The organism is Rhodanobacter sp. TND4EL1 (assembly GCF_054061035.1).
This window is the reverse complement of the sequence record NZ_JBSSDT010000001.1, coordinates 318,501-333,814: the sequence shown is the minus strand read 5'-3', so window position 1 is coordinate 333,814 and position 15,314 is coordinate 318,501. Positions and strand designations below refer to the sequence as shown.

The 15,314-nt window shown below is 64.0% G+C and carries 13 protein-coding genes; 5 read left to right on the top strand and 8 right to left on the bottom strand.

Annotated elements, in window-relative coordinates; genetic code table 11:
• Positions 1-252 precede the first annotated feature (252 nt).
• The gene (locus ACVWWQ_RS01610; protein WP_133950456.1) at positions 253-2,661 is read left to right on the top strand and encodes a DEAD/DEAH box helicase; all 2,409 of its coding nucleotides are present in this window, start codon (positions 253-255) and stop codon (positions 2,659-2,661) included.
• Positions 2,658-3,515, top strand: a complete 858-nt coding sequence (locus ACVWWQ_RS01605; protein WP_457383275.1) for a ribonuclease H-like domain-containing protein — start codon at positions 2,658-2,660, stop codon at positions 3,513-3,515. Before ACVWWQ_RS01610 ends, ACVWWQ_RS01605 begins: the two co-directional genes overlap by 4 nt.
• A 97-nt stretch (positions 3,516-3,612) precedes the next feature.
• Here the strand turns inward: ACVWWQ_RS01605 and ACVWWQ_RS01600 are convergent, their stop codons facing one another.
• A complete protein-coding gene (locus tag ACVWWQ_RS01600) occupies positions 3,613-4,563 on the bottom strand; it encodes a hypothetical protein (RefSeq protein ID WP_457383274.1) in 951 nt (316 codons plus the stop codon).
• A 439-nt stretch (positions 4,564-5,002) separates the two neighbouring features.
• On the opposite strand from ACVWWQ_RS01600, the gene ACVWWQ_RS01595 reads away from it, so the two are divergent.
• The 3 genes from ACVWWQ_RS01595 to ACVWWQ_RS01585 all read left to right on the top strand — a co-directional run bounded on the left by ACVWWQ_RS01595 (position 5,003) and on the right by ACVWWQ_RS01585 (position 8,333).
• Complete coding sequence (locus tag ACVWWQ_RS01595; protein WP_457383273.1) at positions 5,003-6,580, top strand: SDR family NAD(P)-dependent oxidoreductase; 1,578 nt, start codon at positions 5,003-5,005, stop codon at positions 6,578-6,580.
• 56 nt (positions 6,581-6,636) lie between these two features.
• The gene (gene alkB / locus ACVWWQ_RS01590) at positions 6,637-7,296 is read left to right on the top strand and encodes a DNA oxidative demethylase AlkB (RefSeq protein ID WP_099652194.1); all 660 of its coding nucleotides are present in this window, start codon (positions 6,637-6,639) and stop codon (positions 7,294-7,296) included.
• Positions 7,297-7,409: 113 nt separating this feature from the next.
• Positions 7,410-8,333 (top strand): MBL fold metallo-hydrolase, encoded by a 924-nt coding sequence (locus tag ACVWWQ_RS01585; RefSeq protein WP_099652508.1) that lies wholly within the window; start codon positions 7,410-7,412, stop codon positions 8,331-8,333.
• 45 nt (positions 8,334-8,378) lie between these two features.
• On the opposite strand, the gene ACVWWQ_RS01580 is transcribed toward ACVWWQ_RS01585, so the two are convergent.
• Genes ACVWWQ_RS01580 through ACVWWQ_RS01550 form a run of 7 tightly spaced genes read right to left on the bottom strand, consistent with a single transcriptional unit; the run spans position 8,379 to position 15,290 of the window.
• Positions 8,379-8,726 carry a tRNA-binding protein gene (locus tag ACVWWQ_RS01580; protein ID WP_099652195.1) on the bottom strand — a complete coding sequence of 116 codons (348 nt, stop codon included), beginning with the start codon at positions 8,724-8,726 and terminating at the stop codon, positions 8,379-8,381.
• On the bottom strand, positions 8,723-10,012 hold the full coding sequence (locus tag ACVWWQ_RS01575; protein WP_133950462.1) for an NAD(P)/FAD-dependent oxidoreductase: 1,290 nt from the start codon (positions 10,010-10,012) through the stop codon (positions 8,723-8,725). The genes ACVWWQ_RS01580 and ACVWWQ_RS01575 overlap by 4 nt, the downstream gene beginning before the upstream one ends.
• 42 nt (positions 10,013-10,054) lie before the next feature.
• Positions 10,055-10,951, bottom strand: a complete 897-nt coding sequence (gene galU / locus ACVWWQ_RS01570) for a UTP--glucose-1-phosphate uridylyltransferase GalU (RefSeq protein WP_133950464.1) — start codon at positions 10,949-10,951, stop codon at positions 10,055-10,057.
• A complete protein-coding gene (locus tag ACVWWQ_RS01565; RefSeq protein WP_099652198.1) occupies positions 10,952-12,847 on the bottom strand; it encodes a nucleoside-diphosphate sugar epimerase/dehydratase in 1,896 nt (631 codons plus the stop codon).
• A complete protein-coding gene (locus ACVWWQ_RS01560; RefSeq protein ID WP_133950466.1) occupies positions 12,834-13,856 on the bottom strand; it encodes an MraY family glycosyltransferase in 1,023 nt (340 codons plus the stop codon). Before ACVWWQ_RS01560 ends, ACVWWQ_RS01565 begins: the two co-directional genes overlap by 14 nt.
• Positions 13,857-13,863: 7 nt before the next feature.
• Positions 13,864-15,036, bottom strand: coding sequence for a lipopolysaccharide assembly protein LapB (lapB, locus tag ACVWWQ_RS01555; protein ID WP_099652200.1), 1,173 nt, complete (start codon positions 15,034-15,036; stop codon positions 13,864-13,866).
• Positions 15,033-15,290 carry a lipopolysaccharide assembly protein LapA domain-containing protein gene (locus tag ACVWWQ_RS01550; RefSeq protein ID WP_133950468.1) on the bottom strand — a complete coding sequence of 86 codons (258 nt, stop codon included), beginning with the start codon at positions 15,288-15,290 and terminating at the stop codon, positions 15,033-15,035. The genes lapB and ACVWWQ_RS01550 overlap by 4 nt, the downstream gene beginning before the upstream one ends.
• Positions 15,291-15,314 lie beyond the last annotated feature (24 nt).

Here is a 15,314-nt window from a genome sequence, read left to right as displayed (position 1 = left end):
GATTTTCCGGTGTGCCTGCCTGTCCGGAATGCATGCGTCGTGCCGAAGCCACCGCGCGCTTCACTTGCCCGAGGCGATATCGATCCGTGGATACTTGCCAGCAATCCGGAGCGGATGTTCCCGTATCGGTCGTCCGGGATCTTGATCCAGAACGGAAATCGCAAGGCCTGCCGGCAGGCATGTCAAACCTCATCTCACACTGTGAGACAGCTCCCCGGCCTAATTCGCGGACACTTTCGCGGACGCCAGCCGATGAACGCACTACCCGACCGTTACGCCACCGACGAGCTCGTGCTGCGCGATCCCGGCGACGGCCGCACGCTGGCCCAGCGCCTGTCCAGGCGCTATGCGGCGCGGATCACCGGTGCATTCGTGGTGCCCGGTCAGGAAGGCGCGTTCGCGCCGCTGCCGGACGATCTGCCGCCTGCTCTGGCGGACGCCTTGCGCAAGCGTGGCATCGAGCAGCTTTACAGCCATCAGGCCGCCGCGTGGAAGGCGACCCAATCAGGCGCGCACGTGGCCCTCGTCACGCCCACCGCCTCGGGCAAGTCGCTGTGCTACACGCTGCCGGTGATCAGCGCGGCGATGCAGGGCAAAGCCAAGGCCTTGTACCTGTTTCCGACGAAAGCACTGGCACAGGACCAGGTCGCCGAACTGTTGGAGCTGAACCAGGCCGGCGAGCTGGGCGTGAAGGCATTCACCTTCGACGGCGATACACCCGGTGATGCGCGCCAGGCGATCCGCCTGCATGGCGACATCGTGGTCAGCAACCCGGACATGCTGCATCAGGCGATCCTTCCGCATCACACCAAGTGGGCGCAGTTCTTCGAGAACCTGCGCTATGTGGTGATCGACGAGGTGCACACCTACCGCGGCGTGTTCGGCTCGCACGTGGCCAACGTGATCCGCCGGCTGAAGCGTGTTTGCGCGTTCTACGGCGTCACCCCGCAATTCATCCTGTGCTCGGCGACCATCGGCAACCCGCAGGAGCACGCCGAGGCCTTGATCGAGGACGCAGTCACGGCCATCACCGAAAGCGGCGCGCCGACCGGCGACAAGCACGTGCTGCTGTGGAACCCGCCGGTAATCAACCCCGATCTCGGCCTGCGCGCCTCCGCCCGTTCGCAGACCAACCGCATCGCGCGGCTGGCGATCAAGTCGGGCATGAAGACGCTGGTCTTCGCCCAATCGCGCAGCATGGTCGAGGTGCTGACCAAATACCTCAAGGACGTGTTCGACCACGACCCGCGCAAACCGCCACGCATCCGCGCCTATCGTGGCGGCTATCTGCCCAAGGAACGGCGTGCCGCCGAGCGGGCGATGCGCGAAGGCAGCATCGACGGCATCGTCAGCACCTCGGCACTGGAACTGGGCGTGGACATCGGCAGTCTCGACGTGGTGGTGCTGAACGGCTACCCGGGTTCGGTGGCCGCTACCTGGCAGCGCTTCGGTCGGGCCGGCCGGCGTCAGCAATCCGCGCTGGGCGTGCTGGTAGCCAGTTCCGATCCGCTGGACCAATACCTGGTCCGTCATCCGGAATTTTTCCAGGACGCCACGCCCGAACACGCGCGGATCCAGCCCGATCAGCCGCTGATCCTGCTCGACCACATCCGTTGCGCCGCATTCGAGCTGCCCTTCATCGGCGACGAGATGTTCGGCACCGATATCGCCACGCCATGGCTGGACCTGCTGGGCGAGGAAGGCGTGTTGCATCGGGAGGGCGACCGCTGGGAGTGGATCGCCGACAGTTATCCGGCCATCGCGGTGTCGCTGCGCTCGGTCGCCGACGGCAACTTCGTGGTGGTCAACCGCACCGACGGCCGTCAGACCATCATCGCGGAAGTCGACTATTCGGCCGCTGCGGTGACCCTGTACGAAGGCGCGATCCACATGATCCAGTCCCTGCCCTATCAAGTGGAAAAGCTCGACTGGGAAGGCCGCAAGGCCTATGTCACGCGCACCAACGTCGATTACTACACCGACGCCATCGACTACACCAAACTGAAAGTTCTGGACTGCTTCGACAGCTCGAATGCCGGCTGCGGGCAGGCTCACCACGGCGAAGTGCATGTCGTGCGTCGTGTTCCCGGCTACAAGAAGATCCGCTTCTACTCGCACGAAAACATCGGCTACGGCCCGGTCAACCTGCCCGACCAGGAGCTGCACACCACCGCCGTGTGGTGGCAGCTGCCGCAGCTGGTGCTGGAGGCTGCGTTCGAACAACGCCAGCAGGCGCTGGACGGTTTCCTCGGTGCCGCCTACGCGCTGCACATCGTGGCCACCGTGGCCGTGATGGCCGAAGCGCGCGACCTGCAAAAGGCCGTGGGCAGCGGCGATGGCGCCTGGTTCGTCAGCACCGACATCAGCGGTCGCGGGCAGTTGCGCGGTGACGACGGCCAGCCCACTGCGCTGGCCCCGGATGCGCCGTTTACGCCGACCGTCTACCTGTATGACGCCTTCCCCGGCGGCATCGGCCACAGCGAGCCGTTGTTCCAGCGCCGCGAGGATCTTCTGGCGCAATCGGTCACGCTGATCGAGCGCTGCGACTGCCGCGCCGGCTGCCCCGCCTGCGTCGGCCCGGTGCTGGCGGCGGATGAAGATTCCGCCACCACGCCGAAGGCGCTGGCGCTTCGCGTGATCGCGTTGCTGGCGGCGCCGTGAGCGCGCTCGCCGCGCGGATGCGCAAACTGCGCGCGGAGGCCGGCAAGGTCGGCAGCGCAACGCCTACGCCTGAGGTCCGTGCCGCCAGCAGCAGTATGGCCACGGCGCCTGCTCGCATTCTCTCTCCGGACTTGCGCCGCCTGCTGCAACGCCATGCACAACTGAAGCGTGGCCCGACTACGCTGTCCTCCACCGACCGTGAGGTGCCAGGCGTCGAGATCGCGCCCGGCCTGCGCTACACCGAGGAATTTGTCGACTGGCTCAGTCCGCCCGCGATCATCGATGCCACGTTCGCCCGAATGGATCCGGTACACCACTACCGCCTGCTGCATTTCGATACTGAAACCACCGGGCTGGCGGGCGGTACCGGCACCCGCGCCTTCATGATCGGCGCGGCCGATTGGGTTGATGGCCGCTTCCGCATCCGCCAGCTGACCATCACCACGATGGCGGCTGAAACAGCCATGCTGCGCACCTTCGCCGAATGGCTGAGCGATGACACCGTGCTCGTCAGCTACAACGGCAAGTGCTACGACGCCCCATTGTTGGCCACCCGCTACCGCCTCGCCCGTCTGCCGAACCCGCTCGCCGGTCTCGGCCATCTGGATCTGTTGCATCCGGTGCGCCGCCACTGGAAACACCAATGGGAAAACTGCCGACTCGCCACCGCCGAGCGACAGTTGCTCGGCGTGGTGCGCGAAGACGACCTGCCGGGTTCCGAAGCACCTGCGGCCTGGCTCAGCTACCTGCGCGGCGGCTCGGCCCGAAACCTTCGTCGCGTGGCTGCGCACAATGCGCAGGATCTGAAAAGTCTCGCCGGTGTACTGCTCAGGATGGCCGTGCCATCCGCTTGACGGACTCGTTCGGCGTCAGCGGTGCAGGAGTGGATGGCAGAACCATGGGATGGGCGCCGGTTCCGCCCCAGGCCGGCGCCGATTGACGGTCACCCTCTCAGCCGACCAGCATGTCTGCCGCACTGCTGCTGAAACGCTTGCCGGGACCGGCACGCCGACCGTTGAGAAAGGTGTGCAAACGTCCTCCCACCATGGCGACCACCGGGCAGGCCATCAACCGCAATGGTGCCGATGAAGCCCGCGATCGGGCCAGCCCGACCTGGTGCTCGGCGTGCATGCGTGCCGCCTTGGCAGCAAACCAGGCCTTGGGACCGGCGAGCAATGTGCGCGATTCGGACGTGGCCTGATCCAGCGAGTTGATGATGGTCTGGCGCAAATGCGCCAGGTGGTGCTCATTGAATGCTTCACCAAGAGCCACCGCCTTGAACGGTGAGGCCACGTACTCATCCAGCAGGTTGCCGAGCACGGCAACCATCTTCAGGGCGATCTGTCGATTGGCTCGTTCCACGTGCGACTGGCCGCTTGACCCCAACCAGATGCCGTCCAGCGCATCGGTCAGCTGCAGAAATTCCGCACGACCGAGTGGGCGCTCCGACAACGGAATACTGCGGCGGACGATCAACCAGGACTGGTCGCTGGCCGACAGCGCATGTGACCGTTGCGCCGCGCGGGCGCGTGCCTCGCGCATCGACAGGCCTTCGGTGGCAGCCAGGCGCAACGAGAGCGCCTCCTGCGTCAACGGCCGTTCGCGCACGCTTCCGTCGGCTCGATACCAACGCCGATATTCCAGGGTGGATCGATGAAACATGCCCGACGGCGGCGGCACCGTCGCACGTGCCTCGGCCGCATAGTCAAGCGAGGGCGCCATTGAACGCAGCCCCGCGTCATGGGCGGCAAGTACCCGATTGAGCAGGATCTCGGCGGTGATCAAATGCCGGTGATAGTTCGTCCGGATACCGTTGTCGCCGGTCGTGGCGAAGTACACAAAGCGGATGCGTTGAGGTGCGCCCTCGACCCGGCTCGCACCATGACATCCCTGGCCACTCATTCGCGTTCCGATGGGAGGAGCCACGTGTGCGGTCGGCAAGCTGCCGAGCACGGCCTTGATACCGGGAAACACGATTGGCGAACTGGCCACGAAGGCCTTTTGAGCTCGCACACTTGCAGAAGTCCACACACTCACGAAAACCATCCTGATACCTGAGCAGGCACGGTACCGAACGCTTCTGGCACCCATCCCACCCGAATCCACACTTGCCGTCCTGCCTGGACAGCCACGATGCCACTTTTGCATCGTCCGATGCCTAAAAGTGTGCGCTGGCTGCCAGAAACCGACAGCCGGATGCGCTGAAGCCAAGGGGTTCCAGCGGGCGTTCTGTCCCGAATATCCCGGTTCCGATGGAAAAGCAGGCAAAATAGGCGGTTGCCGGTACCTGTTTGCCGCTTCATCACCCTTGCTGACTCACGCCCGACGACGGATGACCCACTTGACCACGAGCACCGATACCCCCTCCCCCGACGAAACCGACGCGCAGTTGCTGAAGCGTCTGCGTGCCGCCGTGGAACTGCTGGAATCGGTGGCGGCAGACCGCGAGCTGCTGGAAAAGGCGCCGGCGGCGGATCGCCAGCGCCTGCATCAGGCGGTCGCGCAGGTCTATCACCCTGATCCGGTGGCTCGCCGCATCAAGTTGAAGGCGGCTGAAAAGGCTCGCCACGCGAACAAGGTCGAGGCCGAGGAAAGCGTGCTCAACCAGACCGGCATCCGTGCGCTGCGTCGCCGGCCGGTGTTCACCACGCCGAATTTGTTCGCACCGGAGAATTTTCAGCCGCACGACGTCGCTCCCGACCTGGATGGTGCGCAACCCCGTGAATCGATCGAGCCCAAGCACTGCTACGTGTGCAAGAAGAAATACTCGACCATTCACTTCTTCTACGACCAGATGTGCCCCGATTGCGCGGCGTTCAACTACGCCAAGCGCAATGAACTGGCCGATTTGAGCGGTCGTGTGGCGCTGCTCACCGGCGGGCGGGTGAAGATCGGCTACCAGGCTGGCCTGAAGCTGTTGCGCGCCGGCGCGGAATTGATCGTCACCACGCGTTTCCCGCGTGATTCGGCAGCGCGTTACGCGGCGGAACCGGATTTTGCCGAATGGGGCCACCGGCTGCAGGTCTATGGGCTGGACCTGCGCCACACGCCCAGCGTGGAAGCGTTCTGCCAGGAACTGGTGGCCACACGCCCGCGGCTGGACTTCATCATCAACAACGCCTGTCAGACGGTACGCCGCCCACCGGATTTCTACGCCCACATGATGGAGGGCGAAACCGCGGCGCTGCACGACATGCCTGAACATGTACGGCACTTGGTCGGTCACTACGAGGGCCTGCGCGGCTCGAACATCCTGCCGCAGGCTGACGCCGCTTCTGGCGCCCTCGGCGAATCGGGTTCGAGCATCCCCGGCCTGACCCGCGCCGCCGAACTGTCGCAGTTGCCACTGCTGCCGGAGGAACTGCTGGCGCAGAGTCACCTGTTCCCCGAAGGCCGCCTCGATCAGGACCTGCAACAGATCGACCTGCGCCAGCGCAATTCCTGGCGCTTGCTGATGGCCGAGGTGCCCTCGGTGGAGCTGCTGGAGGTGCAGTTGGTCAACGCCATTGCTCCGTTCATCATCAATGCGCGGCTGAAACCGCTGATGCTGCGCACGGAAAATCGCGACAAACACATCGTCAACGTGTCGGCGATGGAGGGCCAGTTCTATCGCAACTTCAAGACCACCCGGCATCCGCATACCAACATGGCCAAGGCCGCGCTGAACATGATGACGCGCACGGCCGCCACCGATTACCACAACGATGGCATCCACATGAACAGCGTGGATACCGGCTGGGTCACTGACGAGGATCCCGCCGAGCTGGCCGCGAAAAAAGTGCTGGAAGAACGCTTCCATCCACCGCTGGACATCGTTGATGGTGCCGCGCGGATCGTCGATCCGATCATCCACGGCATCAACAGCGGCGAACATGTATGGGGCCAGTTCCTGAAGGACTACCGCCCCACCGACTGGTAAGCCGCGCGTGGCGGAGCACATCTTCGCCCCATCAACACGACGCGAGAGGGCAACGCATGATCACGTCCGATCTGTTTGGTGATGTGCCTCAGCCGACCGGGCTGCGCGAGGAGTCTTTGGGCGACGGCGCCGTGGTGTTGCGCGGATTTGCGCTGGCGCACGAAGCGACATTGCTGCAGGCACTCGATGCCATCGTGGCACAGGCGCCGTTCCGTCATCTGGTCACTCCGGGGGGACGGCGGATGTCGGTGGCCATGACCAATGCGGGAGCGCTGGGCTGGGTCAGCGATCGGGGTGGCTACCGCTACGACCCGCTCGATCCCCTCAGCGGTCAGCACTGGCCCGTGATGCCGCCCGTTTTCGCGCAACTGGCTGGCCGTGCTGCCGCCCGTGCCGGATTCGCCGGGTTCACGCCGGATGCCTGCCTGGTCAACCGCTATGAAGCCTCTGCCGGGCTCAGCCTGCATCAGGATCGCGACGAGCACGACCTGGGCCAGCCGATCGTTTCGGTGTCACTGGGGCTGCCAGCGGTCTTCCTGTTCGGCGGCCTGCAGCGGAGCGAGCGGGCGCAACGCGTTCCGCTGGCGCACGGCGATGTCGTCGTGTGGGGAGGACCGGCCCGGCTGCGCTTCCACGGCGTGGCGCCGCTCAAGCCCGGTCATCATTCCGCACTGGGCGGCAACCGCATCAACCTGACGTTCCGTCGGGCTGGCTAGTGCCAGCGGCAGCGGTGTGCCCTGAGGCACTTCGCGCCCGCGCGAACCGGTGGTGCATGAGTCCGGCCGGAGGTTTTGCTAGGCTGGTGGGCATTGGCAACGGCAGGATCAACATGCAACCCATCCACGGCATCCACACCATCGATACCGGTTTCGTCAGGCCCGGGTTCGATGCAGCCTACCTCGTCGTCGAAAACGGCCGTGCTGCCTTCATCGATTGCGGCACCAATCACTCGCTGCCACGCATGCTGGGTGCGCTCGAGGTGGCGGGATTGGACGTGGCTGACGTCGACTGGCTGATCCTCACCCATGTGCACCTGGACCATGCCGGCGGCGCAGGGGAGTTGATGGCTCGCCTGCCGCAGGCGCGATTGGTGGTGCATCCGCGCGGCGCTCGGCACATGATCGATCCGTCCAAGTTGTGGGCCGGGGCAAGTGCCGTTTACGGCGAGGCGGTGATGGAACGGGAGTACGGACGGCTGCGCCCGGTTCCCGCCGAGCGCGTGGTGGAGGCCGGCGACGGCCACCTGGTGGACCTGGCCGGCCGCATTCTGCAATGCATCGACACGCCAGGACATGCGAAGCATCACAACGCAATCCACGATGCCCGCGCGGAAGTGTGCTTCACCGGCGACGTGTTTGGTCTCTCCTATCGCGAGTTCGATACCGCCCACGGTCCCTTCATCCTGCCCACCACGTCGCCGGTGCAATTCGACCCGGAAGAGTTGCATGCCTCGATCGACCGGCTGATGGCCCTGCACCCCGTCGCGATGTACCCCACGCACTTCGGGCGCATCGAGGATCTCCACCGGCTTGCCGCCGACCTGCACGAACAGATCGATGCGATGGTCGCTCTGGCGCGGGAAGCCGGCACTCACGCAAACCGCCACGACACACTGGTCGAACTGCTGACTGAGCTGTACGCCAAGCGTGCCCACGCCCACGGCTGGACCAGGGGAAGGGTTGCGCTCGAGCAACTGTTGCACATGGACATCGAGTTGAATGCCCAGGGTCTGGAAGTCTGGCTGGATCGCTGAGCGCCTCGCGACGCCGGGCAAACAGGGCGGCTCCGCCCTGCCCGATCAGGCCAGCCGCGTACCGTTGGGCACCGGTCGCTCGATTGCGGTGAGAACCACGCCTTCGTCGGTCGGGAAACCCGTCAGCAGGAACTGCGAGCGGAACGGCCCGATCTGCTTCTCGGGAAAATTGATCACGCCAACGATTTGCCGCCCGAGCAGATCCTCGGCCCGGTACAAGGCAGCAATCTGCGCGCTGGTCTTCTTCTCGCCGTGGGCGCCGAAGTCCACCCACACCTTCCACGCCGGCTTGCGCGCTTCCGGGAAGGGTTCCACGCGTGTCACCGTGCCGGCAACCAGCATCACCTTCTCGAAATCGGCCCAGCTGATCTCGCCTTGATTCATTTCGTTCATCCTTCCAGCCTCGTCTTGAGGTAGTCGCGGCCCTGTTGCCACCAGTAACCGGCTTGCGCCGCCAGGTAACCCAGTGGCCGATGGGTGCTGTCCAGACCATAGTCGGCAAATGCTCGCCAGCGCTGATCGCCTTCGGCGATGGCCGACGCCACCAACTCACCAGCCGCGCAGGTCGGCGCCAGTCCGTGACCACCGAACGCCTGCGCCCACCACAGGCCACGGCCATCGCCACCGATCTGCGGCATCTGATGTCGTGCATAGCTCATCAGACCCGACCAGGCGTATTCGACACGCACGTCTTTCAGTTGCGGGAATACCCGCAGCAGATCCCGGGTCAGCAAACGCTGCACGGCCTGCGGCGATCGGTTCAGTACCGAGATCCGGCCACCCCATAGCAGTCGGGTATCCGGCAGTGCACGATAGTAGTCGAACGCAAAGCGGCTGTCGTAGATCGCGGCGCGGGTTTGCAGGCATTCGTCCAGCCGCGGGCCCAGCGGCTCGGTGACCATGACATAGGTCGCGATCGGCAGAATGGCGCGGTCGATCGACCGCTGCAAACCCGCCAGGTAACCGCCGCAGGCCAGCACCACCTGATCGACCAGCACGTCGCCGTTGGCAGTACGCAAGCGCCACTGCAACCCCTCGCGTTCGAGGCTGCGCACGCCGCTGTCTTCATGAACACGCACGCCCTGCGCAGAGGCCGCGGCTGCCAGTCCGATCGCATAATTGAGTGGATGCAGGTGCAGCGCGTCCGGTTCGTACAGACCGTCGTGATAACGCTCGCTGTGTATGCGCGCACGCAATTCGGCTTCGGGCAGCCACTCCCACTGCACGCCGAATTTCTCCGCCAGCAATTGTTGACGCCGGCGCAGCACGGCCGGGTCGCGAAACCAGTTGGCCCAGATCACGCCTTCGTCGACCAGATCGCAGGGGATGGCGTAGTCGGCAACACGCCGGCGAATACGCCCGACCGCTTCGGTGGTGAGCTTGAACAGCGCTTGCGCCCGTGTCTCGCCCAACTGGTCAAACAGCGACTGCTCACCCAGCGAATACCCGGCAAAAACAAAACCACCGTTGCGCCCGGATGCACCAAAGCCGATCTGCTCACGCTCCAGCAACACCACGTCGCGCACGCCACGTTCGGCCAGCCCCAGCGCGGTGTTCAGTCCAGCAAAGCCGCCGCCAACAACGGCCACCCGGGCATGAGAGCTGCCTTGCAGCGCCGGCCAGGCCTGACAATGCGTCGCCGTGGCGCGGTAATACGATGTGGAGGAAGACGGTTTCATGCCATGCCAGAAACGACACCCATGCTGCCTGCCTGACCAGCCTCAGCCAGGACCCGGTGCGGCTTGCAACTGGTCGAGGAATGCGCGGACAGTGGGGGCGAGTTTCGGATCCTGCATCGCCATGTGCATGGTTGCGCGAACCAGCCCGGCCTTGTTGCCACAATCGAAGCGGATGCCCTCGAAACGATGGGCCAGCACCTTGCCCTGCTCCTTGAGTAGCGCATCGATCGCATCGGTCAACTGGATTTCACCACCTGCTCCCGGCGTGGTCTGTTCCAGCAACTGGAAGATTCGACCGGGCAGCACATAACGCCCCACCACGGCGAGATTCGAAGGTGCGTCGGCCGGCTTGGGCTTCTCGACCATGCTGCGGATCAGCGCGCTGCGTGAGTCGATCGGCGTGGCATCGACAATGCCGTACTTGTCAGTCTCGTCACGCGGCACTTCTTCCACCGCGATCACGCCCGCCTGTTGGGCGTCAGCCAGTTCGGCCATCTGGCGCAACGCTCCCTTGCCTTCCCCATTCCAGATCAAGTCATCGGGCAGAACAACGCCGAAGGGCTCGTCGCCAACAACCGGCTTGGCACACAGCACGGCATGACCCAGGCCAAGTGCTTCGGGCTGGGTCACGAAAATGGCCCGCACGTGCCTGGGCAAGGTACCCTGGACCAAAGCCAGCAACTCGTCCTTGCCTTTCTCCTGCAGCTTGGACTCCAGCTCGTAAGCCTTGTCGAAATAGTCCGCGATCGCGTGTTTGTAGCGATTGGTGACGAAGATCAGGGTGTCGGCGCCGGCGTCCACGGCCTCATCGACGGCGTACTGGATCAATGGTTTGTCCAGCACCGGCAGCATTTCCTTGGCGACGACCTTGGTCGCCGGCAGAAAACGCGTGCCGAGTCCGGCGACGGGGAACACCACTTTGCGCAGGGGCTTGCTCACTCATTGATCTCCAGGGCTGGCACGACGAATCGACACGACGTTGTCCGGTTGTGCCGCTTCGCTCCATCGGAACGAGGGCAGCAAACTGGAAACGCACCGTCGAAGTTCTTCCTCATCAAACGCATTCACCGCTTCGGCCGCCTTTTGCAACAGCGCCTGCAGCAATTCCCAAGATACCTCACGATGCTGCGCCAGAAAGATCTTGGCGTGGGCGGTCGCGCTGTAATTCTCCAGGGGATGGAACAATTCCTCGAACAGCTTCTCGCCGGAACGCAACCCGGTATAGACGATGGGAACCTCGGTGCCCGGCTTCTTTCCGGCCAGACGAATCATCTGCTCGGCGAGATCACGGATCTTCACCGGCTCGCCCATGTCGAGCGCAAAAATTTCGCCACCTGTCCCGATGCTTGCGCTCTGCAAAATCAGCTGACACGCCTCGGGTATCGTCATGAAGTAACGGGACACCTCCGGGTGCGTCACCGTCACCGGCCCCCCCGCTCGAATCTGCCGGCGGAACAGCGGAACCACGGAACCGGCCGAGTCGAGCACATTGCCAAATCGCACGGTCATGAAACGGGTAGGGGTTTGTCCGTTGAGGTTCTGGCAATAGATTTCGGCCATGCGCTTGCATGCGCCCATGACGCTGGTCGGGTTGACTGCCTTGTCGGTGGAGATGAGAACGAACGAGTCGACCCCGGCCTCATGCGCAGCATCCGCAACGACGCAGGTGCCGATCACGTTGTTGTTGAAACCCGAGCGAAGCTGGCCTTGCAGCAACGGTACGTGCTTGTAGGCAGCGGCGTGGAAAACCACATGCGGACGCACCTCATTGAAGGCCTTGCGCATGGCAACCCGATCGCCGCAGTTCGCCAGGATGCCGTCGAAGATCAATTCGGGGAAGTCGGCCCGCAACTCCTGTCCGATTCGATACAGGTTGTACTCGCTCTGCTCCACCACCGTCAGCGACAGTGCACCCAGCCGCGCGACCTGTCGGCACAGCTCGGATCCGATCGAGCCGCCGCCACCGGTGACCAGCACGCGACGACCACTCAGCGTTTCCCGAATCGCGGTCCAGTCGAGTTCCACCGCGTCGCGCCCGAGCAGGTCTTCGATCGCCACTTCCTTGATTTCGTTGAACTGGGCGCGCCCGGCGACCACGTCATCAAGCCGTGGCACCGTTCGGTAAGGCAAGTCGGTGGCATCACACAGTGCAACCACGCGACGCATTTCGGCCGTGGTCGCCCCGGGCAACGCGATCAGCAACATGTCGACCGCGGCTTCACGGGCCACTTCGGGCAGCTTTTCCAACTTCCCCAGTACCGGACGCCCGTTGATGCTGGCGCCACGCAAGCTGGCTTTGTCATCGACAAAGCCGACCACGACATAGCGGTTGTCCCGATGAAGATCGCGCGACAAGACCTCGCCCGCGCGATCTGCCCCGACGATCAAGACTCGCTTGACGCTCTGGTTGTGCAGCAAGCCATTTCGGCTGTCCTTCCAATACCGATACGCCAGACGCGGGCCACCCAGAAGGATCGACAGCAATAGCGGATAGAGCACCAGCACGGAGCGCGGGACGCCCTCCAGCCGCTCGTACAGAAACATGGCTACGCCGATCGAGAACGTACCGACCAGCACCGCCCGCACGATATTCCAGAGGTCAGGCAAACTGGCAAAACGCCAGACACTCTTGTACAGACCCGTCCAGCGGAAAATCAGCCCCTGTATCAACAGCACGATGGGGAATTCGAACAACTGGAAGCTGACTATTTCGTCGGGCTTCAATGCGTAGCGGAACAGTTTGGCAATCCACCAGGCGAGCGCAGCCATCAGCAGGTCGTGCAGAACGACGGCAATGCGTGGATGAATGAAGCCGACGAGCTTACGCAACGACATGGCGTTTCCTGTACAGATTGCGTCGCAGACAACGGCGTTTGAGCACCAGCCAGGCGCCGGACGCTACCACATAGACCGCTATGGTAATCGGCAGCGCCATGCGCAGATGACTCCAGGTCAACCAGGTTGCAGGTGCGACGACCAGCAGGTTCCAGCCCAGATAGATCGCATCGGCCCGGCCATGGGTTCCGCCACGCCGCACCAGCCATTGATACAGGTGTTCGCGATGGGCAGTGTACCAGCGCCGGCCGCTGCACATTCGCGTCAACAGGGTCAGGCTGGCGTCCGTCACGAAGGCCGAAGAGAGGATGAGTGCAGGCCACAACAGCGAGGCGTCGACCCGCCACAACAGCGCGGTGAACGCAAAAATCAGCAGGCCCATGCTGCCGCTGCCCACGTCTCCCATGAAGATTCGGGCAGGCGGGCGGTTGAACCACCAGAAGCCCAGCGACGATACCGCCATCATCGCCGCGGCCAGGGCCAATGCAGGTTGTGCCGCCTGCCATGCCATCAGGCCCAGACCGGCGCCGACAAAGATGGCCTGCTGTGCGAGCAGACCGTCGATGCCGTCCATGAAATTGTGCAGGTTGACGCTCCAGGCGCCAGCCAGCAGCAGCAAAGGCAACCACCACACGGGCATGCCGCAAGTCAGCAGGCCCGCCGCAAACAAACCGGTTCCGAGCAATTGCGCCAGCAGACGCGGCAAGACGGGCAATGAACGGTGGTCGTCCCACCACCCGGCCACGGCGACCAGCAAAATCCCGCCGACCAGCCCGGTGCTGACGCCGGCCGGCCACGCACCCGGTGTCTGGGACATCGCCACCGGAAGACAGACAAGCATGGCCACCACCACGCCGATGCCGCCGCCACGGGGCGTCGGCACGCGATGCGATCGGCGTTGTCCTGGCAGGTCCAGCATGCCGCGCCGATGCGCATAGACAATCGATCCGCGCACCAGCAATACGGTGATCAGGAAACTGGCAAGCAACCATCCGATGGTCAGGTACATCCGCTGATCACTCGCTGGCCACGCCGTGGATCGGCCGGATCGTGCTCCAGCTCTTGCAGCTCGGGCACTGCCAATGGTGGGCCTTGGCACCGAAGCCGCAGCGACTGCAACGGTACATCGCCTGCCCCTCGAGCAACTTGCGCGTCAGGTCGCGCAGGATCAGGAAATTTTCGCGAGCCTCGCCGTCGATCTTGTCCATGGTCGCGTCGATCAAGGCCATCAATCCGCGCACCGAGGGTCGCTGGCGCAGCTGACCGGTGAGGAAATCAATGGCGGTGCGTTCGCCGTCGCGCTCCTTGTACAGATGCGCCAGTGCCAATACCGGTGACACGCCGTTGTAGCGGCTGATCATTTCGCGCAAGAAGGTTTCCGCGCGTTCCATCTGCTGGGAACGCGCGTAGCTGTTGAGCAGCGGTGGTAGAATCTCCGGCGCGAAAGCGATGTCGGCACTGATCGCGGACTCGTACGCCGCCACGGCCTCGGCGTGCTGACCATCTTCCGACAGCAGGCGTCCGGTAAGCATGAATGCCCGCACGCACTCGGGCTGACATTCGAATGCGTGCTGCAGGTAATCGCGAGCCTCGGCCCTGGCCCCGTGCTGCCGCGAACGGTCGGCCAACTCGCAATAGAACTGGGCGATCATCGGCGCCTCGTCTTCGCCCGTCATCACCTCGAGGCGGCGCGCATGCTCAATGGCCTTGTGCCAGTCGCGCTCGTGTTGATAGATGGAAATCAAATGACGCAGTGCGGACGGCGCGTGCGCATCCATGGCCACCAGATCGCAGAACAAGGCCTCGGCACGATCCAGCAGGCCCGCGCGCATGTAGTCTTCACCGAGTTCCAGCAACGCCACTGTCTTCATTGCGTCGGTGAGCCCCGGCCGTGAAACCAGGTGCTGGTGCAGACGGATGGCGCGATCAACTTCGCCACGCCGACGAAACAGGTTGCCGAGCGCCAAATGCGTCTCGACGGTGTCCCGGTTGTATTCGGCGAGCTTGAGGAAGACTTCGATGGCCTTGTCCTGCTCCTCATTGAGCAGATAATTCAGGCCCCGGAAGTAGTCCGACGACAAAGCGCTGACCGCGGCCCCGGAACGGCGGGCACCGAATTGACGAGAGGCCCACCATCCCAGCGCGAAAGCAGCCGGCACCAGCGGGGCCAGCACAAGCATGAGGTTCATGGTTTGGCCGGCAACTTCTTGTCTTCGCGCAATTGACGACGCTGCTGGCGTCGTTGGCGGGTACTCACGCTTACCCAGGCGGTCAATCCGCCCAGCAACCAGCCGATGACCACGGCCCCGAGCAAGGCTGCGCCCTTGGGCAATTGCAGCCGGGTGAAGCCCAGGTCGTAGCCGACGAGGTCAGCGTTGAGCGCACCGAGCACGATGCCGGCGGCGATGAAGATCAGCAGGAGGATGATGGCAAGCAATCGCATGGGGCGACTTTACCCGATTGATCG